Annotated in this window: 26 protein-coding genes and 1 tRNA gene; 7 read left to right on the forward strand and 20 right to left on the reverse strand. The window is 71.4% G+C overall.

The features are described 5' to 3' along the window. Position 1: 1 nt before the first annotated feature. From NYZ95_RS06255 to NYZ95_RS06265, 3 genes are read right to left on the reverse strand one after another with little or no spacing between them, the layout of a single operon-like run. Positions 2-1,141 (reverse strand): FUSC family protein, encoded by a 1,140-nt coding sequence (locus tag NYZ95_RS06255; protein WP_262849828.1) that lies wholly within the window; start codon positions 1,139-1,141, stop codon positions 2-4. A 26-nt stretch (positions 1,142-1,167) separates the two neighbouring features. Beyond that, the gene (locus tag NYZ95_RS06260; RefSeq protein ID WP_262849829.1) at positions 1,168-1,488 is read right to left on the reverse strand and encodes a GroES family chaperonin; all 321 of its coding nucleotides are present in this window, start codon (positions 1,486-1,488) and stop codon (positions 1,168-1,170) included. Next, positions 1,489-1,773: a DUF3618 domain-containing protein gene (locus NYZ95_RS06265; protein WP_262849830.1), complete on the reverse strand. Its 285-nt coding sequence runs from the start codon at positions 1,771-1,773 to the stop codon at positions 1,489-1,491. 94 nt (positions 1,774-1,867) lie between these two features. Here NYZ95_RS06265 and bcp point away from each other — a divergent pair, with 94 nt between their 5' ends. Both bcp and NYZ95_RS06275 read left to right on the forward strand, forming a co-directional pair. Next, positions 1,868-2,338 carry a thioredoxin-dependent thiol peroxidase gene (bcp, locus tag NYZ95_RS06270; protein ID WP_262849831.1) on the forward strand — a complete coding sequence of 157 codons (471 nt, stop codon included), beginning with the start codon at positions 1,868-1,870 and terminating at the stop codon, positions 2,336-2,338. Between the two features lie 19 nt (positions 2,339-2,357). Then, positions 2,358-2,439 (forward strand) — tRNA-Leu (locus NYZ95_RS06275). A 7-nt stretch (positions 2,440-2,446) separates the two neighbouring features. Here NYZ95_RS06275 and NYZ95_RS06280 read toward each other — a convergent pair. The 4 genes from NYZ95_RS06280 to NYZ95_RS06295 all read right to left on the reverse strand — a co-directional run bounded on the left by NYZ95_RS06280 (position 2,447) and on the right by NYZ95_RS06295 (position 5,441). After that, on the reverse strand, positions 2,447-3,598 hold the full coding sequence (locus NYZ95_RS06280) for an epoxide hydrolase family protein (RefSeq protein WP_262849833.1): 1,152 nt from the start codon (positions 3,596-3,598) through the stop codon (positions 2,447-2,449). Between the two features lie 36 nt (positions 3,599-3,634). Then, positions 3,635-4,018: a hypothetical protein gene (locus NYZ95_RS06285; RefSeq protein WP_262849834.1), complete on the reverse strand. Its 384-nt coding sequence runs from the start codon at positions 4,016-4,018 to the stop codon at positions 3,635-3,637. A 144-nt stretch (positions 4,019-4,162) separates the two neighbouring features. After that, complete coding sequence (locus NYZ95_RS06290) at positions 4,163-4,573, reverse strand: VOC family protein (protein ID WP_262849835.1); 411 nt, start codon at positions 4,571-4,573, stop codon at positions 4,163-4,165. A 4-nt stretch (positions 4,574-4,577) separates the two neighbouring features. Then, complete coding sequence (locus tag NYZ95_RS06295) at positions 4,578-5,441, reverse strand: helix-turn-helix domain-containing protein (protein WP_262849836.1); 864 nt, start codon at positions 5,439-5,441, stop codon at positions 4,578-4,580. A 55-nt stretch (positions 5,442-5,496) separates the two neighbouring features. Here NYZ95_RS06295 and NYZ95_RS06300 point away from each other — a divergent pair, with 55 nt between their 5' ends. Next, the gene (locus NYZ95_RS06300) at positions 5,497-5,961 is read left to right on the forward strand and encodes a tRNA (cytidine(34)-2'-O)-methyltransferase (protein WP_262849838.1); all 465 of its coding nucleotides are present in this window, start codon (positions 5,497-5,499) and stop codon (positions 5,959-5,961) included. On the opposite strand, the gene NYZ95_RS06305 is transcribed toward NYZ95_RS06300, so the two are convergent. From NYZ95_RS06305 to murI, 5 genes are read right to left on the reverse strand one after another with little or no spacing between them, the layout of a single operon-like run. Next, on the reverse strand, positions 5,943-6,341 hold the full coding sequence (locus tag NYZ95_RS06305; RefSeq protein WP_262849839.1) for a hypothetical protein: 399 nt from the start codon (positions 6,339-6,341) through the stop codon (positions 5,943-5,945). The genes NYZ95_RS06300 and NYZ95_RS06305 overlap by 19 nt on opposite strands. A gap of 8 nt (positions 6,342-6,349) precedes the next feature. After that, positions 6,350-6,988 carry a non-canonical purine NTP pyrophosphatase gene (locus NYZ95_RS06310; protein WP_262849840.1) on the reverse strand — a complete coding sequence of 213 codons (639 nt, stop codon included), beginning with the start codon at positions 6,986-6,988 and terminating at the stop codon, positions 6,350-6,352. Then, the gene (gene rph, locus NYZ95_RS06315) at positions 6,988-7,719 is read right to left on the reverse strand and encodes a ribonuclease PH (RefSeq protein ID WP_262849841.1); all 732 of its coding nucleotides are present in this window, start codon (positions 7,717-7,719) and stop codon (positions 6,988-6,990) included. Before rph ends, NYZ95_RS06310 begins: the two co-directional genes overlap by 1 nt. A gap of 36 nt (positions 7,720-7,755) precedes the next feature. Beyond that, positions 7,756-8,517: an MBL fold metallo-hydrolase gene (locus NYZ95_RS06320; RefSeq protein ID WP_262849842.1), complete on the reverse strand. Its 762-nt coding sequence runs from the start codon at positions 8,515-8,517 to the stop codon at positions 7,756-7,758. Next, positions 8,514-9,335, reverse strand: coding sequence for a glutamate racemase (gene murI / locus NYZ95_RS06325; RefSeq protein WP_262849843.1), 822 nt, complete (start codon positions 9,333-9,335; stop codon positions 8,514-8,516). The genes NYZ95_RS06320 and murI overlap by 4 nt, the downstream gene beginning before the upstream one ends. A 100-nt stretch (positions 9,336-9,435) precedes the next feature. Here murI and NYZ95_RS06330 point away from each other — a divergent pair, with 100 nt between their 5' ends. Continuing rightward, the gene (locus tag NYZ95_RS06330) at positions 9,436-9,930 is read left to right on the forward strand and encodes a DinB family protein (RefSeq protein WP_262849844.1); all 495 of its coding nucleotides are present in this window, start codon (positions 9,436-9,438) and stop codon (positions 9,928-9,930) included. A 6-nt stretch (positions 9,931-9,936) separates the two neighbouring features. Here the strand turns inward: NYZ95_RS06330 and NYZ95_RS06335 are convergent, their stop codons facing one another. From NYZ95_RS06335 to clpS, 6 genes are all read right to left on the reverse strand, one after another. Then, positions 9,937-10,884: a PLP-dependent cysteine synthase family protein gene (locus NYZ95_RS06335; RefSeq protein ID WP_262849845.1), complete on the reverse strand. Its 948-nt coding sequence runs from the start codon at positions 10,882-10,884 to the stop codon at positions 9,937-9,939. A 30-nt stretch (positions 10,885-10,914) separates the two neighbouring features. Next, a complete protein-coding gene (locus NYZ95_RS06340; protein ID WP_262849846.1) occupies positions 10,915-11,193 on the reverse strand; it encodes a MoaD/ThiS family protein in 279 nt (92 codons plus the stop codon). Then, positions 11,193-11,663 carry a M67 family metallopeptidase gene (locus NYZ95_RS06345; RefSeq protein ID WP_262849847.1) on the reverse strand — a complete coding sequence of 157 codons (471 nt, stop codon included), beginning with the start codon at positions 11,661-11,663 and terminating at the stop codon, positions 11,193-11,195. The genes NYZ95_RS06340 and NYZ95_RS06345 overlap by 1 nt, the downstream gene beginning before the upstream one ends. A 99-nt stretch (positions 11,664-11,762) precedes the next feature. Beyond that, a complete protein-coding gene (locus NYZ95_RS06350) occupies positions 11,763-12,230 on the reverse strand; it encodes a 2'-5' RNA ligase family protein (RefSeq protein WP_262849848.1) in 468 nt (155 codons plus the stop codon). Between the two features lie 31 nt (positions 12,231-12,261). Next, on the reverse strand, positions 12,262-12,843 hold the full coding sequence (locus NYZ95_RS06355; RefSeq protein ID WP_262849849.1) for a DUF2017 domain-containing protein: 582 nt from the start codon (positions 12,841-12,843) through the stop codon (positions 12,262-12,264). Continuing rightward, positions 12,840-13,145: an ATP-dependent Clp protease adapter ClpS gene (gene clpS / locus NYZ95_RS06360; protein ID WP_262849850.1), complete on the reverse strand. Its 306-nt coding sequence runs from the start codon at positions 13,143-13,145 to the stop codon at positions 12,840-12,842. Before clpS ends, NYZ95_RS06355 begins: the two co-directional genes overlap by 4 nt. A gap of 58 nt (positions 13,146-13,203) precedes the next feature. Between clpS and NYZ95_RS06365 the strand changes: the two genes are divergently transcribed. The 3 genes from NYZ95_RS06365 to NYZ95_RS06375 are packed head-to-tail and all read left to right on the forward strand — an operon-like array spanning position 13,204 to position 16,386. Further along, entirely contained in the window at positions 13,204-14,499 is a 1,296-nt protein-coding gene (locus NYZ95_RS06365) for a fibronectin type III domain-containing protein (RefSeq protein ID WP_262849852.1), read from the forward strand. 21 nt (positions 14,500-14,520) lie between these two features. Continuing rightward, on the forward strand, positions 14,521-15,822 hold the full coding sequence (locus NYZ95_RS06370) for a nicotinate phosphoribosyltransferase (RefSeq protein ID WP_262849854.1): 1,302 nt from the start codon (positions 14,521-14,523) through the stop codon (positions 15,820-15,822). Positions 15,823-15,834: 12 nt separating this feature from the next. Continuing rightward, positions 15,835-16,386 carry an isochorismatase family protein gene (locus NYZ95_RS06375; RefSeq protein ID WP_262849856.1) on the forward strand — a complete coding sequence of 184 codons (552 nt, stop codon included), beginning with the start codon at positions 15,835-15,837 and terminating at the stop codon, positions 16,384-16,386. Here NYZ95_RS06375 and NYZ95_RS06380 read toward each other — a convergent pair. Beyond that, positions 16,373-16,981, reverse strand: a complete 609-nt coding sequence (locus NYZ95_RS06380) for an acyltransferase (RefSeq protein ID WP_262849858.1) — start codon at positions 16,979-16,981, stop codon at positions 16,373-16,375. The two genes, NYZ95_RS06375 and NYZ95_RS06380, sit on opposite strands and share 14 nt — an antisense overlap. Beyond that, positions 16,971-17,861 carry an oxygenase MpaB family protein gene (locus tag NYZ95_RS06385; RefSeq protein WP_262849860.1) on the reverse strand — a complete coding sequence of 297 codons (891 nt, stop codon included), beginning with the start codon at positions 17,859-17,861 and terminating at the stop codon, positions 16,971-16,973. The genes NYZ95_RS06380 and NYZ95_RS06385 overlap by 11 nt, the downstream gene beginning before the upstream one ends. Between the last annotated feature and the right edge of the window lie 7 nt (positions 17,862-17,868).

Here is a 17,868-nt window from a genome sequence, read left to right on the forward strand (position 1 = left end):
GTCAGGACGTGCCACGGACCTCGAGGGCCCGGTCGACCTGCGCCTGCGTCATGCCCGTCGCGTAGAGGAGATCGGAGGCGAGCGCGCGCACCTGGGCGACCACGGCGGCGTCGTTGATCGTCGCGGCGCTCGGCAGCGCCACCGTCGCCATCCGCGCCGCCTCGATGAGCTTGCTGCGCGCGTCGTCGTACGCGTCGGCGACGGCGATGTCGTCGGCGAAGATGCCGACGGCCTCCTGGAGCAGGCTGACCGCTTCCGGCATGCCAGGGAAGGAGTGCTCGCCGCGCCGCAGCATCGTGTGGACGCGGCGGGCGAGCACGCGGGTGTCGCGCGCGGCGTTGTCGACGTCGCGGATGGCGACGACATAGCGCTCGACGTGACTGCGCTGGCGCCATCGCAGCGGCGAGTAGCGGGCGATCTCGTCCGCGCTGGAGATCGTCGTCGCCAGGCTCTCGATCGCTGGCTGGAGCCCTCGCACCTGCTGAAGCGCCGTCCACGCGGGCCCGGCGTCCTCGAGACGCAGCGCCAGCTCGATGCCGCGCAGCGCCTGGTCGAGCGTACGGAGGACGGCCTGCATCTCACGGTTGGCGCGACGCGCAGGGTTGCCGGGGATGAGCAGCGCCATCGCGAGCCCGACAAGACCACCGACCACCGCGTCCACGAACCGGATGACGGCCGGGTTGCCGGCGGTCACCGGCAGGATCGCGGCCAGCAGGCTCGCCGACGTCGCCGCCTGCGTACGGGCGAGGCCTCGCAGCCCGAGGAACGTCGCCGAGACGGAGGCGAGGGCGACGATCACGCCGATCTGCCACCAGCCACGGCCGATCAGCGAGATCAGCGACTCTCCGACGAGCACGCCGACCGAGACGCCGACGAACAGCTCGAGCATGATCTGCCGGCGACCGCCCGTGCCGGCGTAGATCACGAGGATCGCCGCGACGGGTGCGAAGAACGGCTGCTGGTGACCGATGACGTCGTGGGCGATCACCCAGGCGATCGCCGCACCGAGCGACACCTGGGCGATCGACGTCAGCTGTGCGCGCACCCATCTCAGGCGGGCGCGCACCGCGACCGGCATCCGGGAACCGCGCACGTCCGCGGCGTCACCGATGCGGGCGAGGAATCCCTGCTCGCGAGCCATCGGCTCCTCCCTGTGCCGACCAGGGCCTAGAGGTAGAGCCCGGTGTGGTCGTCGTCGATGCGTTCGGCCGCCACCGCGTGCAGGTCGCGCTCGCGCAGCAGGATGAAGTCTTTGCCGCGCACCTCGACCTCGGCCCGCTCGTCGGGGTCGAAGAGGACCCGGTCGCCGATCTGGACCGTACGGACGCTGCTGCCGACCGCCTCCACCCTCGCCCACGAGAGGCGTCGACCGAGAGCAGCCGTCGCCGGGATGACGATGCCGCCGGAGGACCGCCGGTCGCCGGCGTCAGGGTCGATCGACACCAGGAGCCGGTCGTGGAGCATCCGGATGGGAAGCCCGTCGGCCATTCAGCCGCTCACGATCTTGCGGATCACGACGATGAGGCCGATGACGCCGACCACGGCGCCGGCGACCGGGAGGATGTTCTCGAGGCGAGGCTCGCCCGACGGCGCGACGAAGTGCGCCTTGACGTCAGCGATCCCGCGGCGCGCGACGTTCTTCGGCTTCGCACGGTCCACGAGCTGGTCGACGTTCATCGCGAGACGGTTCCTGACCTCGTCGATCTGAGAGACGAGCTGGTCAGGCGTCCCGGTAATCGTCGTCGGGACCTCTGGCCTGGTGTCGTTCGCCACGTCGTCTCCTCGTTGCGTGTTCGGGGTGGCGCTGCCCGCTCCGAGACGGCGGTCGCCTGTCGAGCCCACGTTACCGATAGGCAAGGATAGGGCCATGACCACGCGACTGCAGCCAGGTGATCAGGCCCCGGACTTCACGCTTGTGGACGACCACGGCAAGGAGGTCACGCTCTCCGACCTCAGGGGCGGCAAGGTCATCGTGTACTTCTATCCCGCCGCGATGACGCCGGGGTGCACACGCGAGGCGTGCGACTTCACGGCCGAGCGCGAGACCTTCGACGAGTCCGGCTACACGGTGCTCGGCATCTCGCCGGACAACACCGACAAGCTCGCGAAGTTCCGTGAGAAGGAAGGGCTGGCGATCACGCTGCTCTCCGACCCGGACAAGGAGGTGCTCCGCGCGTGGGGCGCCTACGGCGACAAGAAGCTGTACGGCAAGGTGATCGAGGGCGTGATCCGCTCGACGTTCGTCGTCGACGGAGAGGGCAAGATCGAGGTCGCGCAGTACAACATCAAGGCCACCGGCCACGTGGAGCGCCTCATCCGCCAGCTCGACATCGCCTGAGCCCTAGAATGTCCGGCGGGCCGGTGTGGTGGAACTGGTAGACACGCAGGATTTAGGTTCCTGTGTCGCGAGACGTGCAGGTTCGAGTCCTGTCACCGGCACCCGTCGTCACGGCCGCTCGCGCATCGCCGCGAACGACGCCCGCAGCTCGCGTACGAAGATCTCCGGCTGCTCGAACGCCGCGAAGTGTCCCCCGCGCTCCGGCGTGCTCCAGTAGCGGATGTCGCTGAACCGCTGCTCGGCCCACCGCCGTGACGGCCGGGGGTTGTCGCGGAAGACCGCCGCACCCACCGGGACGTCGATGCGGTCCGTGGTCCCGTCTCGAAACCACCCGTCGACCGTCGCGTGGCTCTCCCAGTAGAGCCGCGCCGACGAGGCCGCGGTCCCGGTCAGCCAGTAGAGCGTGATGTTGTCGAGGACGCGGTCGCGGTCGAGCACCTCGAAGATCCGATCCGGCGAGGGCACGTCCGCCCAGGCGGCCAGCTTCTCGAAGATCCACGCCGCGAGGCCCACCGGTGAGTCACTGAGGCCGTAGCCGAGGGTCTGCGGTCGCGTCGCGTGCAGCCGCGCGTACGCCGACCCGTCGACGGTCCCCGCGAGCAGCTCCAGGCTCTCGCGCTCGTACGGGGTGAGTGCGGACGGATCGGTGACCTCCGGGGCGACGAGCGGCGGCGTCAGGTGCAGCCCGAGGACGTGCTCGGGGTCGCGCAGCCCGAGCATCGTGCTGATGCTGGTCCCCCAGTCACCGCCGCTCGCCCCGTACCGGTCGTAGCCGAGCCGGCGCATCAGCTCCGCCCACGCCCGCGCGATCCGCTCGATCCCCCACCCGGTCTCCGTCGGCCTTCCGCTGAACCCATACCCCGGCAGCGACGGCACCACGACGTGAAAGGCCATGCTGTCGTCGACCGGCTCCGCCAGGGGTTCGAGCACGTCGAGGAACTCCACGAACGACCCGGGCCAGCCGTGCGTGAGCACGAGCGGGATCGCGTCCGGGTGCGAGGACTCGACGTGGAGGAAGTGGATGTCGACACCGTCGATGCGGGTGCGGAGCTGCGGGACCGTCTTCAGCCGTGCCTCGAGGCGCCGCCAGTCGTAGTGGTCGGCCCAGTAGGCGGCCAGCTCGCGCATCGCCGCGCGCGGAACCCCCTGCGACCAGTCCTCGACCGGCTCAGGGTCGGGCCACCGCGTCGCGCGGACGCGGTGGCGAAGGTCGTCGAGGTCGCTCTGGTCGATCTCGACGGTGAACGGCTGGATCTGCATGGACGCCCCGCTCTCGTGCGGCCCCGCTCGTGCGGCTCAGCTCTCGTACGGGAGCCCTCCGAGCTTGATCCTGCCCTTGCCGATCGCGAGCCTGATCTTGTCGCAGGTCCCGTCCCCAGGATCGCAGACCGTGATGCGGTTGCGCCGCGCGTCGACGGTCAGCGTGTTGCCGTCCGGCGTCCACCCGAACTCGCCCCCGCCGGGCAGCATGACCTCCCCGCCCGAGTCGAGGGAGACGACGCGAGCCCGCTGCTCGGTCGGTCTGCCGTCGCTCGACCACACGTCGTCGACGAGCCTCGCGAAGCGCCCGTCGGGCGAGAGGTCGCCGAAGGTCATCGCCGTGACCTGGACGTCCCGTACGACCTTGCCGGTCGCGAACGCCCGGGCGAACTCCGAGAACGCGTCGCCTCGTCCGGCCATCGGTCCTCCTGGGGAGTCGATCTCACGCTCTCAGACGCGGTGAAGCCCCCCTTCGGTTGTACGAGTCGAACAGAAGACACCGGAGCGCGGTCCCTCGGTGTCATCTCGTGGCACCGAAGGACCGCGTTGACGTCTGGCCGATCGTCAGTGCGGCTCTCCTCGGTAGGTCCCGAACGACCAGGAGTTGCCCTCGGGGTCGGTCGCGATGAAGTCGCGGCTCCCGTAGTCGGTCGTCGTGAGCTCCATGACGATGGTCGCGCCGGCGGCCTTCGCCCGCTCGTACAGCGCATCGGGGTTGTCGGTCACGACGTACGCCCCGAACGTGCCGGCCTTCTGCTGCCAGTGACCTTCGGTCTTCTCCGAGCCCATCATGATGCCGCCGCCTTCAGGCCAGGCGAGCTCGGCATGCTGGACGTGGTCTCCGTCGGCGAGGACGATGACGCGGCGGAAGCCGAATGCCTTCTCGAGGAAGTCGATCAGACCGAGCGCGTCGCGCGCGGCGAGCGCCGGCCACACGGTCTTGTCCGGTGTCGTGGTCTGCGGTTGAGTGCTCATGCCCTCACCCTGCCGCCCCGGCGTGCCCTCCGGCTTGGATGTTTCGGCGCTCCTCGGCGAGCCAGCCGGTCGGCGACGTCCCCGCCATCTCCTGGAACTCGTGCACCAGGTGGGCATGGTCGGCGTACCCGGCACGGGCCGCCACGTCGCTCAGCGACTGCGCTCCGGGTCGGGCGACCTGGTCGCGCACCATCGCGACGGCGCGCTCGAAGCGGACGAGCCGCCCGAGCGCCTTCGGGCCGAGGCCGAGCTCGTCGACGAACACGGCCCGGAGCCGACGCGGGCTGAGCGCGACATGCGCCGCGAGGTCGTCGACCCGGCCGTTGCCGCCGTGCGCCACGATCCACCGCCATCCCTCGACCACCTCGGGCCGGGGAGGGGTCACGGCCGCGCCGTTGGCCGTACGCGCGCGAGTCGCGAGGAAGTCGCGGACGACCGCGAACCGCTCGTGCCAGTCCCCGGTGTCGCCGATGCGCTGGCGCAGCGCCGCCGCGGACGGCCCGAGGACGTCCCCGAGATCCAGCGCCAGCCCGGGGAGCCGGCTGGCGGGGGCGCCGAGGAGCCAGCGCGCCGCGAAGGGGTGCACGGCCAGCTGGACGCCCTCCTGGCTGTCGGGCTGGTCGATGAACGCCGGCCGGGTCGCGAGGGGGCCGAGCATGTCGTACGCGGCGAGCGGCGCGTCGTCGTCCTCGCGCTCTCCCACCACGACGGGAGAGTCCAGCGCGACGACGAACGTCAGGAAGGGTGAGGGCAGGCCGCGGTGCAGCCGCTGGGTGATCCCCCGCTGCCGGTAGCCGACCATCGACACGACCGCGCCGGCGTACGGCCCGCGGGGGTCCGCGCGCACGAAGTCCATCGACGTGGTCACGCTTCGTAGTATCCGCCCGATCGGTCCCTCGAGGCACCCGCGATAACCTCGGACGATGTTCCGGATCCTCTACTACGAGCCGCGGATCCCGCCCAACACCGGCAACGCGATCCGGCTGGCGGCCGCGACCGGCGCCCAGCTGCACCTCGTGGAGCCGCTGGGATTCGACCTGTCGGACGCCAAGCTGAAGCGTGCCGGCCTCGACTACCACGACCTCGCCGACGTCTCGGTCCACACCGACCTCGATGCGGCGTTCAAGGCGCTCGACCCCGTGCGCGTCTTCGCGTTCACGACCGGCGCCACCACCTCGTACGCCGACATCGCGTACGAGCCGGGCGACGTGTTCCTGTTCGGGCCGGAGCCGACCGGGCTGCCCGAGCACGTCCTCGCCGACCGCCGCGTCACCGAGCGGCTGCGGATCCCGATGCAGCCGGCGCGTCGCTCGCTGAACCTCGCCAACTCGACGGCGATCGTCGTGTACGAGGCCTGGCGGCAGCAGGGCTACGCCGGCGGCGTCTGACCCACGCTGCTGCGACGGGGCCGGACGACCTGGCGGACGAGCGCGATCGCGACGAGGGCGACCGCGAAGATCCACCACGCCCCCGGCTGCTCGAGCCACGACGACCCCTCGCCGACGATCCACGCGTACGCGGCGACCACGAACGCCCCGCCCAGCGTCACGAGCATCGTCGGGACCAGCATCGTCACGAGCGCGGCCCCGAGGACGACCAGCCCGACCTGACGCACGTCGTCCTGGTGGGTGTACCACCACAGCGAGTCGCCGCTCATGCCCTCAGGGCTGGGCATCCCGGTGGAGCTGAGCGCACGCCACGTCGCCACGAACGCGAACGCGCACGCGGCGAGGGCGGCGATGCGCAGCAGCGGCAGGACGGTACGCACGGCGAGCCTCAGGCCAGCAGGGCGACGAGGCGGGGGACCATCGCGCGAAGCGCCTTGCCCCGGTGGCTGATCGCGTCCTTGTCGTCCGCGGACAGCTCCGCGGTCGACACGTCGTAGCCCTCGGCGACGAACAGCGGGTCGTACCCGAAGCCGCCGTCGCCGGTCGGTCCGCGCTGGACGCGGCCGCGCATGATGCCGATCTCGACGACCTCGGCCCCGCTGGGCGTCACCAGCGCCATCGCGCAGCGGAACTCCCCGCCGCGACGGTCGTCGGGGACGTCGGCGAGCTGGTCGAGGAGGAGGGCGTTGTTGCGCTCGGCGACTGGGCGGGAGTCACCCTCCTGCGGGCGTCCGCTCCAGCGCGCCGACAAGACGCCCGGCATGCCGTTGAGCGCGTCGACGCAGATGCCCGAGTCGTCGGCCAACGACAGGAGGCCGGTCGCCTTCGCGGCCGCACGCGCCTTGAGCAGCGCGTTGCCCTCGAACGTCGGCTGGTCCTCGACCGGCTCGGCGAAGTCGCCGATGTCGTCGAGCCCGAGGACCTCGATCCCCGGCAGCTCCGGCTCCAGGATCCGCCGCAGCTCGGCGAGCTTGCCCTTGTTGTGGCTCGCGAGGACGACGCGGCGTCCTGCGGTCGACTCCGCCATCACGCCGCCCCACCCTCGAGCGCCGCGGTCTGGATCGCGGTGAGGTCGGCGCAGCCCTTCTCGGCGAGCGCGAGCAGCGCGTCGAGCTCCGCGCGGTCGAACGGCGCGCCCTCAGCGGTGCCCTGGACCTCGACGAACGCTCCCGCCCCGGTCATGACCACGTTCATGTCGGTCTCCGCGCGGACGTCCTCGTCGTACGGGAGGTCGAGCATGGGGGTGCCGTCGATGATCCCGACCGAGACCGCCGAGACCGAGCCGGTGAGCGGCTCCGACACGAGCGCTCCGCGGCCCCGCAGGTAGGAGACGGCGTCGGCCAGCGCGACGTACGCGCCCGTGATCGCCGCGGTACGCGTGCCGCCGTCGGCCTGAAGGACGTCGCAGTCGATGACGATGGTGTTCTCCCCCAGCGCCTTGTAGTCGATCACGGCGCGCAGCGAGCGGCCGATGAGACGGGAGATCTCGTGCGTACGACCGCCGATGCGCCCCTTGACGGACTCACGGTCGGAGCGAGTGTGGGTCGCGCGTGGGAGCATCGCGTACTCGGCCGTCACCCAGCCGAGCCCCGAGTCGCGCCGCCAGCGCGGCACACCCTCGGTCACGCTCGCCGCGCACAGGACCCTCGTACGTCCGAACTCGACCAGCACCGAGCCCTCGGCGTGGTCGAGCCAGTTACGGGTGATGGTGACAGGGCGCAGCTCGTCGACGGCGCGGCCGTCCTTGCGGGAACTCATGCCCGCGAGCCTAACGCGGTGGCCTCCCGGCCTGCGTCACACCTCGTAGACGTTGCCGGGCGCGACGAGCTCGCTCGGTCCGGCGAAGGCCGCCTTCGCCTCCGCCGCGACGGTGTCGTGGTCGGTCCAGGTCGGGACGTGGGTGAGCAGCAGGCGGCCGGCACCGGCCGCCGTCGCGGCCTCGCCGGCCTCCGTCCCGGTGAGATGAAGGTTCGGCGGGTTCGCCGGGCCGTCGGTGAACGACGCCTCGCAGAGGAAGACGTCGGCACCGCGAGCCGCCTCGACGAGCGCGGGCGTCGGCCCGGTGTCGCCCGAGTACGTGAGGACGCGGCCGTCAGCCTCGATCCGCAGCGCGAACGACTCGACCGGGTGGTCGACACGCGTCGGCGTCACCGTGAAGGGCCCCAGCGCGACGGGCTCGCCGTCGCGCCACGTCGAGACGTCGAGCTCCTCGGTCATGCCCGGGTCGAGCGGGAGGTCGTACGCCTCGGCGAACCGCCGCGCGCTCCCCTCGGGACCCCACAGCGGGATGCGGGGAAGCGGACCGCCGGGCACGTACTTGCGGTAGACGTACATGCCGCAGATGTCCATGTAGTGGTCCGGGTGCAGGTGCGAGATCGCGATCGCATCGAGGTCGGCCAGGCCCGCGTACTGCTGCAGGACGCCGAGCGCGCCGTTGCCGAGGTCGACGACCAGGCGGTAGGTGCGGTCCTCGTACGGTGCCTCGACGAGATAGCAGCTGGCAGCGGAGTCCGGCCCCGGGTAGGAGCCGGCGCACCCGACGATCGTCAGCCTCATAGGCCCACCCACGCGCTGGTGCCGAGCGACGAGAACTGGTCCACCTGCTCGATCTCGGGGCCGAGGAAGCGGCGACCGAGCGTGCGGAACTCCTCGGGCTGCCCGGTCGTGAGGAAGCGGTGCTCCGGCGGCGTCGTGGCGGTCCGCTCCAGCCCGTGGCGCACCAGGAGGGCGTAGACGTCCTTGGCGGTCTCGTCGGCGCTCGACACGAGGGTCACCTCGTCGCCGACCACGTACGAGATGACGCCGGTGAGCAGCGGGTAGTGGGTGCAGCCGAGGACGAGCGTGTCGACGCCGACGGCCTGCAGCGGCGCGAGGTACTCGTGGGCGACCTCCAGCAGCTCGGGTCCCGACGTCACCCCGGCCTCGACGAACTCGACGAACCGCGGGCACGCCACGACGGTGAGCTCGACGGAGGGGTTGGCGGCGAACGCGTCCTCGTAGGCCATCGACGTCTTCGTCGCCTGCGTGCAGATGACGCCCACGCGGTGGTTGCGGGTGGCCGCGACGGCACGACGTGTCGCCGGCACGATCACTTCGACCACCGGGACGTCGTAGCGCTCGCGCGCGTCGCGCAGCACCGCGGCGCTCGCCGAGTTGCAGGCGATGACGAGGGCCTTCACCCCACGGTCGACGAGGTGGTCGAGGCACTCGAGGGCGTACTCGCGGACGTCGCCGATGGGCTGCGGCCCGTACGGCTGGCGGGCCGTGTCGCCCAGGTAGAGGACCGCCTCGTTCGGCAGCTGGTCGATGACGGCGCGGGCGACGGTCAGCCCGCCGAAGCCGGAGTCGAAGATGCCGATGGGCGCGTCGTTCACCCGAGCGAGCCTAGTGGGCGTTTCACACGCACGAAACACAATGCGGCCCAGGCCACAGCGAGTCGCGTCACGTGACCCGCACGCGTGCCACGGTAGGTCGATGAAGCGCGTGCCGTACACCGGCGACGAGAAGGAGTGCCTGTCCGTGGCGCTCGACCGCCACCGCGACGCGATCCTCTGGAAGGTTGACGGCCTGTCCGAGGAGGACCTGCGACGACCGATGGTCCCGTCGGGCACCACCCTGCTCGGGATGGTGAAGCACCTGGCGTCCGTCGAGTACGCGTGGTTCTGCGCCACCTTCGGCCGCGAGTCGCTCGAGGTGCCGTACACCGACGACGACTGGGACTCCGACTGGCGCCTCGAGCCGTGGGAGACGACCGAGGGCGTGCTCGCCTACTTCGCGATGGCGCGGGCCGCTGCCGACGCGGTGATCGAGGAGCACGACGTCCTCGACACCGGCACCGCCTGGTACGGCCCGACGGTCACGCTGCGGTGGGTGCTCCTCCACATGGTCGAGGAGTACGCCCGCCACGCCGGCCACGCGGACATCCTCCGCGAGCTGATCGACGGGTCGACGGGCTCGTTCGCGCGCTGAGGCGGATCAGGCCCAGAGCTGGCCCTCGAGCCGCTCCTCGGCCTCGTCGATGGTGCCCTCGTACGCGCCGGTCGAGAGGTACTTCCAGCCGCCGTCGGCGACCACGAACACGATGTCGGCCGACTCCCCCGCCTTCACGGCCTTCGCGGCCTGGGCGAGAGCGGCGTGCAGGATCGCACCGGTCGAGATGCCGGCGAAGATGCCTTCGGACTCCAGCAGCTCGCGGACGCGGCGTACGGCGTCGCGGGGCCCGACGGAGAAGCGGCCGTCGATGTACTGCGGGTCGTACAGCTCCGGCACGAACCCCTCGTCGAGGTTGCGCAGCCCGTACACGAGCTCGCCGTAGCGCGGCTCCGCGGCGACGATGCGCACCTCGGGCTTGGCCTCGCGGAAGAATCGGCCGACCCCCATCAGGGTGCCGGTCGTGCCGAGCCCGCCGACGAAGTGCGTCACCTCGGGAAGGTCGGCCAGGATCTCCGGGCCGGTGCCGCGGTAGTGCGCGTCGGCGTTGGCGGTGTTGCCGTACTGGTAGAGCATCACCCAGTCGGGGTGCTCCTCGGCGACGCGCTTGGCCACGCGTACGGCCTCGTTGGAGCCCCCGGCCGCCGGTGAGGAGACGATCTCCGCCCCCCACATCCGCAGGAGCTGGCGCCGCTCCTCCGAGGTGTTCTCGGGCATCACGCAGACCATCCGGTAGCCGCGCAGCTTGGCGACCATCGCCAGCGAGATGCCGGTGTTGCCCGAGGTCGGCTCCAGGATCGTGCAGCCGGGACGCAGCACGCCCTCGGCCTCCGCGCGCTCGATCATCGCCAGCGCGGCGCGGTCCTTGATCGAGCCGGTCGGGTTGCGGTCCTCGAGCTTTGCCCAGATCCGGACCTCGGGCGTCGGCGACAGCCGCGGCAGCCCCACCAGAGGGGTGTTGCCGACGGAGTCGACCAGGTTGTCGAAGCGCATGGTGTCAGCGCAGGGCGTACGGGACGCCGCTCAGCGCGCGCCGCCGGCGACCGCGGGCAGGATCACGACGACGTCGCCGTCGGACAGCGGCGTCTCGAGACCGCCCGAGAAGCGGATGTCCTCGTCGTTGACGTAGATGTTCACGAAGCGGCGCGGCTGTCCGTCCTCGACCAGCCGGTCCTTGATCCCGGCGTGGTTCGCCTCGAGGTCGTCGATCAGGGCGCTGACCGAGTCACCGGCTGCGGTGACCTTCTTCTCTCCGTCGGTGTAGGTGCGGAGGATGGTGGGGACACGGACCTCGATGGCCATCAGACGTCAGCTTCCTCGTTCTTCGTGGTGTGGGTGGTGACGTCGTCATAACGCGCGACGACGCGGACTTCTTCCTCGGTGACCTCGCCGTCGACGATCCGGAACGACCGGAACTCGACAGGACCGCTCTCGTGGGCGCCGTCGCGGGTCGACACGAGGACGTAGTGGGCGCCGGGCTCCCCGGCGAGGTTGACGTCCGTACGGGACGGGTACGCCTCGGTCGCGGTGTGCGAGTGGTAGACGACGACCGGCTCCTCGTCGTTGTCGTCCATCTCCTGGTAGAGCCGCAGCAGGTCGGTCGAGTCGAACTCGTAGAACGTGGGCGACATCGCCGCGTTCACCATCGGCACGAAACGGGTCGGCAGGTCCGAGCCGACGGCCCCCGCGACCACGCCGCAGGCCTCGTCAGGATGGTCCCGGCGGGCGTGCGCGATGATCGCGTCGTACGTCGCCTGGTCGATGGTCAGCACGTCTGACAGGGTACGCGGTCCCGAATGGCGGACGCGTCGCATCCACGATGCGGGAGGCCCGGGTGTGGGCCAGCGCACGTCCGTGCAGGTCAGCGGTGGTCAGCGCGCCGGTGCCGGGTCGGCCAGCGGCCACGACCGTACGACCTGCCGTCTCCGCGGGTCTCCCCCGGGGCGCATGGCGACGAGCGAGACGTCCGCCAGCCGGACGCTCGTGCCGACCTCCACGAAACGGCCGCCCTGCTCCGACACGTGCGGCCGGAACGCATCGCCGACGTGGCGCATCGCCCGGACGTCGACGCCGCTCTCGGCCAGCGTGGCGAGCAGCGCGCGGTGCAACGCCTCCACCCCGGGCCCGTGGGCGAGCTCGGCGACGCGGACGTCGCGCCGACGTCCGAACCACTGCTCCGCGAGAGCACTTGTCTCGACGGGTCGCCGACCGTCGAGCACCGCGCCGAGCGCCCGGACGACGTCGTCCTCAGCCGCGTCGAAGGGTGGGACCCACGTCACGTGCAGCGGCCAGGCGTCCCGGCCGAACTCGGCCGCCGCGGGCTCGACGAAGGTGACCACGCACCACCGGGAGCGCGTGGGCTGCGGCACGTCAGTCCAGGACCTGGACGAGCGAGTCCTGCACGAAGCCGAGCCACTCGTAGATGTCGACGACGACCGACACCGCCTCGTCGTCGCTGTCCGCTGCGGCCTCGGCGTCCTCCTCGGACTCGATGCCGAGGCGGACGGCCAGGGCCAGGCGCACGTCGGTCAGCGCCCGCAGCCACGCCTGCACGGCACGGTCGCCGAGCTCGACCTCCACCGGGTCCTCGGACCGCTCCGGGTCCTCGAGGTCGAACCCGCCCGCGGCCAGGGAGGCCACCACGGCCTGGGCGTTCTCGACCTTCGCGCTCGACAGGCTGCGCTCGGTGAAGCGACGGAAGTCTCCGGCCGCCTCGTCGTCGTCGCGGTAGGCGTCAGGAAGCAGGCGACGCAGCACCGGATCGTCCGGCGGCAACGACGACCCGGTCGCGCCGAGCTGGCCGAAGAGCGGATCCGGCGACGACTCCTCAGGACCGTTGCGGTCACGCAGCAGCTCGACGATCTGGCTGAGCAGGTTGACGAGGAGCGCGGCCTCGGCCGGCTCGAACTCGCCCCGGACGCGACCGCGCTTGCGCCGCTCGAACGCCCTCACGCGTCCTCCCGCTGCAGGGTGGCCCACAGGCCGTACTCGTGCATGGCCTGCACGTGACGCTCCATCTCTTCGCGGGGTCCGGACGAGACCACGGCCCTGCCGTCGTTGTGGACGCGCATCATCAGCTCGTGCGCCTTGGAGTCGGAGTAGCCGAAGTAGCTCTTGAACACGTAGGCCACGTACGACATGAGGTTGACCGGGTCGTTCCAGACGATGGTGACCCACGGTCGGTCGAGCTCGGTGACCTCGTCGGTCTCCGGCTCGTCGAGCTCGATCGGCGCTGGCGTGCTCACCCGGCCCATTGTGGCGCACGTGCAAACGGGAACCGCGCGACCCTGCAGCACTGGTCTGATGCCGCCCATGCGACGAGCCCTCGCCTCCTCCCTCACCGCCGTCTCCCTTGCCTCCGGAAGCCTTGTCCTCGCCTCGGCACCGCAAGCGGCTGCCGCCGACGTCGACCTGGCGCCAGACCGTGTGCTCACCGGGTTCGCCACCGGGCTCCAACGTGCCGTCGGTCTCGCGCTCGGCCCGGACGGGAGGATCTTCGTCAGCAACTTCTGGGACGGCACGACGCCAGGATCGGTGCGGGTGTTCGAGGCCGACGCCACGGGCAACCGGGCACCGTCTGCGGTCCTCGACTCGACCTCGCCCCTGATGAGCTTCCTGACGACGCCGAAGGCCGTCGCGGTGGGCGCCGACGGCAGGCTGCACATGGCCGCGTACAACGACAACACGATCCGCACCTTCACCGTCCCCGCGACCGGCAACGGGTTCACGATGCAGACGGCGATCGGGTCGTCGTCCATGCTCTCCGCCCCCAACGACCTCGCCCTCACCTCAGCGACGAGCCTGTGGGTCACCAGCGGGGCGACCGACGAGGTCGTACGGTTCGACGTCGGCTCGCCCACGCGGGTGCGGACGTTGAGCACGCAGGCCCCCATCGGCGTCGCGGTCGACGGATCGTCCTTGTACGTGACCGGCGGCAACGGCGTCGCCCCGTACGTGAAGGTCTTCACCTCCACGGCCACCGGACCTGACACGCCGTCGCGGACGCTCACCGGCCCCGCGACGGGCCTGACCCACGTCGCCGGGGTCGCGGTGGACCGCTACGGACGCGTGTACGTCGCCGACCACGGCGACGAGGCGATCCGCGTCTTCGCCGCCGGCGCGACGGGGAACACCGCACCGGTCACGGTCATCAAGGGACCTGCCACCCAGCTCGAACGTCCGACCGACCTCGCGCTCGACCCCGCCGGCCGACTCTGGGTCGCCAACGACGTCGTGCCCGGCCGGGTCGTCCGCTTCCCTGCGCTGGCCGCACCGCCCGCCCCGCGTCCGCCGGCGCCTCCGGCGCCCGCCGTCACCGCACCGTCGAAGCCGCGCGCGCTCAAGGTGAACGGCAAGGCCGGCGCCAGGAAGCGCACGATCCGCTGGAAGGCCCCTGCGGCCACCGGCGGCACCCGCATCCTCCGCTACAAGGTCGTGATCAGGAAGGGCAAGAAGGTCCTCGTGTCGCGCACCCTCGGCCCGTCCGCGCGCAAGCTCGTCGTCAAGCGCAGCACGCTACGCAGCGGCACGCTCACCGTCCGTGTCCGGGCGGTCAACGGCAAGGGGGCAGGCCCGAACGCGGTCAAGCGGTTCCGGGTGCGTCGCTGAGGGCGGCACTACGCTGACGCCGTGACCTCCACCGCGCTTCTCACGGACCACTACGAGCTCACGATGCTGCAGGCCTCGCTGGCCGACGGCACGGCCGACAGGCGCTCGGTGTTCGAGCTCTTCGCGCGCAGGCTTCCCGACGGGCGCCGTTACGGCATGGTCGCCGGGATCGGCCGGGCCCTCGACGCGCTCGCCGACTTCCGCTTCACCGAGGACGACCTGGCGTTCCTGCGCGAGACCGCCGTCGTGGACGAGCCGACGCTCGCCTGGCTGGCCGACTACCGCTTCAGCGGCGACGTCTGGGGCTACGCCGAGGGCGAGGCGTACTTCCCCCAGTCCCCCGTGCTCGTCGTCGAGGGCACCTTCGGCGAGGCGGTCCTGCTCGAGACCGTGCTGCTGTCGATCCTCAACCACGACTCGGCGATCGCCTCGGCGGCCGCACGCATGACCGTGGCCGCCGGCGACCGCCCGTGCATCGAGATGGGCTCGCGGCGCACCCACGAGGGTGCCGCGGTCGCCTCCGCCCGCGCGGCGTACGTCGGGGGGTTCGCGACCACCTCGAACCTCGAGGCGGGTCGCCGCCACGGGATCCCGACGGCAGGCACGTCCGCGCACTCGTTCACGCTGCTGCACGACACCGAGCGCGACGCGTTCACCGCGCAGGTGGAGTCGCTGGGCGTCGGAACGACCCTGCTCGTCGACACCTACGACGTGACCGAGGCCGTGCGTCTCGGCATCGAGGTCGCGGGCACCGGGCTCGGGGCCGTCCGGCTCGACTCCGGCGACCTCCCGCTGCTGGCCAAGCAGGTCCGCCGCCAGCTCGACGACCTGGGCGCGACCGGCACCAAGATCGTCGTCACCAGCGACCTCGACGAGTACGCGATCGCCGGGCTCGCGGCCGCGCCGGTCGACGGGTACGGCGTCGGCACGTCGCTGGTCACCGGGTCGGGCCACCCCACGTGCGGGTTCGTCTACAAGCTGGTGGCGCGCGCCGACGGGACGGGTCCGGACGCCACCATGGTCTCGGTGGCGAAGAAGAGCAAGGACAAGATGTCGGTCGGCGGACGCAAGTACGCCCTGCGGCGGCTCGACGAGAACGGGACCGCCACCGCCGAGGTGATCGGCATCGGTGAGCCTCCCGAGGGCGACGACAACGACCGCCCGCTGCTGGTGCCGCTGGTGCGCGACGGCGAGCGCGTCCACGACGAGCCGCTCGAGCGGGCACGCGAGCGCTGGCGGCAGTCGTTGGCAGAGCTACCCTTGCAGGCGCGTCAGCTGTCGCGGGGCGAGCCCGCGATCCCGACGGTCTTCGAGACCGACTGAGCGGAGGATCCGATGACCAAGGCCCTGGTCGTGGTGGACGTCCAGAACGACTTCTGCGAGGGCGGCTCGCTCGCCGTGAGCGGAGGCGCTGCGGTCGCCGAGCGCATCGCCGCGCTCGTCGCCGACGGCGGGTACGACCTCGTGGTGGCCACGAAGGACCACCACATCGACCCCGGGACCCACTTCAGCGACACCCCGGACTTCGTCGACTCGTGGCCACCGCACTGCGTGGTCGGCACGGAGGGCAACGCGCTCCACGCACCGCTGACCGAGGACATGTTCGCCGTGGTCTTCGAGAAGGGGCAGTTCGACGCCGCGTACTCCGGCTTCGAGGGCCGGTCTGCCTCCGGCGACGCGCTCGACGCGTGGTTGAAGGACCGCGGTGTCGAGGCCGTCGACGTCGTCGGGATCGCCACCGACTACTGCGTACGGGCGACCGCTCTCGACGCGGCGGCGAACGGCTTCGCCACGACGGTGCTGCTCGACCTCACGGCTCCCGTCTCGGAGGCGAACCTCCCCCAGACCCGCGCCGACCTCGACGCTGCCGGGGTCACGGTCGCCTGACGTCGTCGTACGTGATCGAGCGGACCACCTGAGCAGGGGCGCCTGCCGCCACGGAGAACGCCGGCACGTCGCGGGTGACGACGGAGTTCGCCCCGATCACGCACCGCTCGCCGATCGTCACCCCGCTGGTCACGACGACGTTCGCCCCGAGCCAGCAGTTGTCACCGATGACCGTCGGGCCCTTCGAAGTGAACCCCTGCCACGGCACCGGCACGTCCGGGTCGTCGTAGCGGTGCGCCGAGTCGGTGATCAGGCACCCGTTCGCGATCATGCAGTGGGCGCCGATCTCGACCCGCTGCGACGCCGCGACCATCACGCCGAGGTTGAGGAACGTCCCCTCGCCGAGGACGATGCGCGCGTCCGGGCCGCCGGTGAGCCACACACCTGGCTCCAAGAACACCTGCGGACCGATCTCCAGCCGCCCGTCGCGGAGCATCTCCAACGCCTCGCCGTGGACCACACCGCGGGCGTACGCGTGCCTGCGGGCCAGCTCCACGGTGAGCCGCGCACGGTTCAGCGGGCGCGTCGCCCTGCCGTACCAGCGCTGCTTGCGCCACCACTCCTGCGCGAGCGCGAGCGCGGAGTCACCCGACATGGGTGCCGAGGTCCTCGATCCGGTAGCCGCCCGGCAGGTACGTCCGCACCACGCCCCGCTCCTCGGGTCGGGACGGCCGGACCCGCGGAGGCGCCAGCCGCAGCAGCCGTCCGCGCAGCCGCAGCGCGCCCTTCGAGAGGGCGACCACGGCCCGCGGCGGCGTCGCGTACCCGAACGCCTGGCGGAGGTGGTCGTCCATGATCGCCCGGGAGAACACCTCGACCCCGCGACGCAGCGGCTTCGGGTAGTACGAGCACAGCAGCGCCAGCGTCGCGTCGGCGACCTCGCGGGAGCGCGCGTCGAAGGCGAAGTTCTTGCGCTCGTAGTCGTCGAGCAGCGTCTCGAACTCCTCGTACGACGCGGGGATGTCCTTGATGCCCATGAGCTCGCCCATCCGGGTGTACGAGCGCGTGGACGCCTCGATCTCGGCACGCGTGAGGTCGCGCCACCCGTACTCGGCGATCCAGCGCACCGGGGTGACGACGAACGTCGCCAGCACGTAGCGCATGTCGTCGTTGCTGATGTCGTACGCGCCGTGCATCTGGTTCATCCGGCGGACGGCGCCCCGCCCACCCGGGGTCTCCATGCCGTCCTCGATCACGGCGTCGAGCACGAGCACCGTGTCGTCGTGACGCTTCTGGGTGCGCGCGGTGAACTCCTGCGTCTCGTGCAGCAGGACCCCGATCGACGGCACCGCGAACGTCCGGAACAGGGCGAAGCTCAACGCCTGCTGGATGTCCCAGGGGAACTCGTAGCGCGCGTTGATGAACGAGATGCGCTCGTAGTCGATGACAGGATCCAGGGTGGCGATCACCCGTGGCCAGGCATCTCGGCGCCAGCGGTCGCGGCCTCGGGGCGGAGTCGGGTCCGTGCGTGCCATAGACAGA

The organism is Mumia quercus, from assembly GCF_025506335.1.
GTDB lineage: Bacteria > Actinomycetota > Actinomycetes > Propionibacteriales > Nocardioidaceae > Mumia > Mumia quercus.

Excerpts from the sequence above, each read along its gene's own strand:
- bcp (WP_262849831.1), top strand. The coding sequence starts at position 1,868 with ATGACCACGCGACTGCAGCCAGGTGATCAGGCCCCGGACTTCACGCTT.
- NYZ95_RS06340 (WP_262849846.1), bottom strand. The coding sequence starts at position 11,193 with ATGGCCATCGAGGTCCGTGTCCCCACCATCCTCCGCACCTACACCGAC.
- NYZ95_RS06320 (WP_262849842.1), bottom strand. The coding sequence starts at position 8,517 with ATGAGGCTGACGATCGTCGGGTGCGCCGGCTCCTACCCGGGGCCGGAC.
- NYZ95_RS06300 (WP_262849838.1), top strand. The coding sequence starts at position 5,497 with ATGTTCCGGATCCTCTACTACGAGCCGCGGATCCCGCCCAACACCGGC.
- NYZ95_RS06365 (WP_262849852.1), top strand. The coding sequence starts at position 13,204 with ATGCGACGAGCCCTCGCCTCCTCCCTCACCGCCGTCTCCCTTGCCTCC.
- rph (WP_262849841.1), bottom strand. The coding sequence starts at position 7,719 with ATGAGTTCCCGCAAGGACGGCCGCGCCGTCGACGAGCTGCGCCCTGTC.
- NYZ95_RS06310 (WP_262849840.1), bottom strand. The coding sequence starts at position 6,988 with ATGGCGGAGTCGACCGCAGGACGCCGCGTCGTCCTCGCGAGCCACAAC.
- NYZ95_RS06335 (WP_262849845.1), bottom strand. The coding sequence starts at position 10,884 with ATGCGCTTCGACAACCTGGTCGACTCCGTCGGCAACACCCCTCTGGTG.
- NYZ95_RS06385 (WP_262849860.1), bottom strand. The coding sequence starts at position 17,861 with ATGGCACGCACGGACCCGACTCCGCCCCGAGGCCGCGACCGCTGGCGC.
- NYZ95_RS06280 (WP_262849833.1), bottom strand. The coding sequence starts at position 3,598 with ATGCAGATCCAGCCGTTCACCGTCGAGATCGACCAGAGCGACCTCGAC.
- NYZ95_RS06375 (WP_262849856.1), top strand. The coding sequence starts at position 15,835 with ATGACCAAGGCCCTGGTCGTGGTGGACGTCCAGAACGACTTCTGCGAG.
- clpS (WP_262849850.1), bottom strand. The coding sequence starts at position 13,145 with ATGGGCCGGGTGAGCACGCCAGCGCCGATCGAGCTCGACGAGCCGGAG.
- NYZ95_RS06285 (WP_262849834.1), bottom strand. The coding sequence starts at position 4,018 with ATGGCCGGACGAGGCGACGCGTTCTCGGAGTTCGCCCGGGCGTTCGCG.
- NYZ95_RS06260 (WP_262849829.1), bottom strand. The coding sequence starts at position 1,488 with ATGGCCGACGGGCTTCCCATCCGGATGCTCCACGACCGGCTCCTGGTG.
- NYZ95_RS06290 (WP_262849835.1), bottom strand. The coding sequence starts at position 4,573 with ATGAGCACTCAACCGCAGACCACGACACCGGACAAGACCGTGTGGCCG.
- NYZ95_RS06380 (WP_262849858.1), bottom strand. The coding sequence starts at position 16,981 with ATGTCGGGTGACTCCGCGCTCGCGCTCGCGCAGGAGTGGTGGCGCAAG.
- NYZ95_RS06255 (WP_262849828.1), bottom strand. The coding sequence starts at position 1,141 with ATGGCTCGCGAGCAGGGATTCCTCGCCCGCATCGGTGACGCCGCGGAC.
- NYZ95_RS06330 (WP_262849844.1), top strand. The coding sequence starts at position 9,436 with ATGAAGCGCGTGCCGTACACCGGCGACGAGAAGGAGTGCCTGTCCGTG.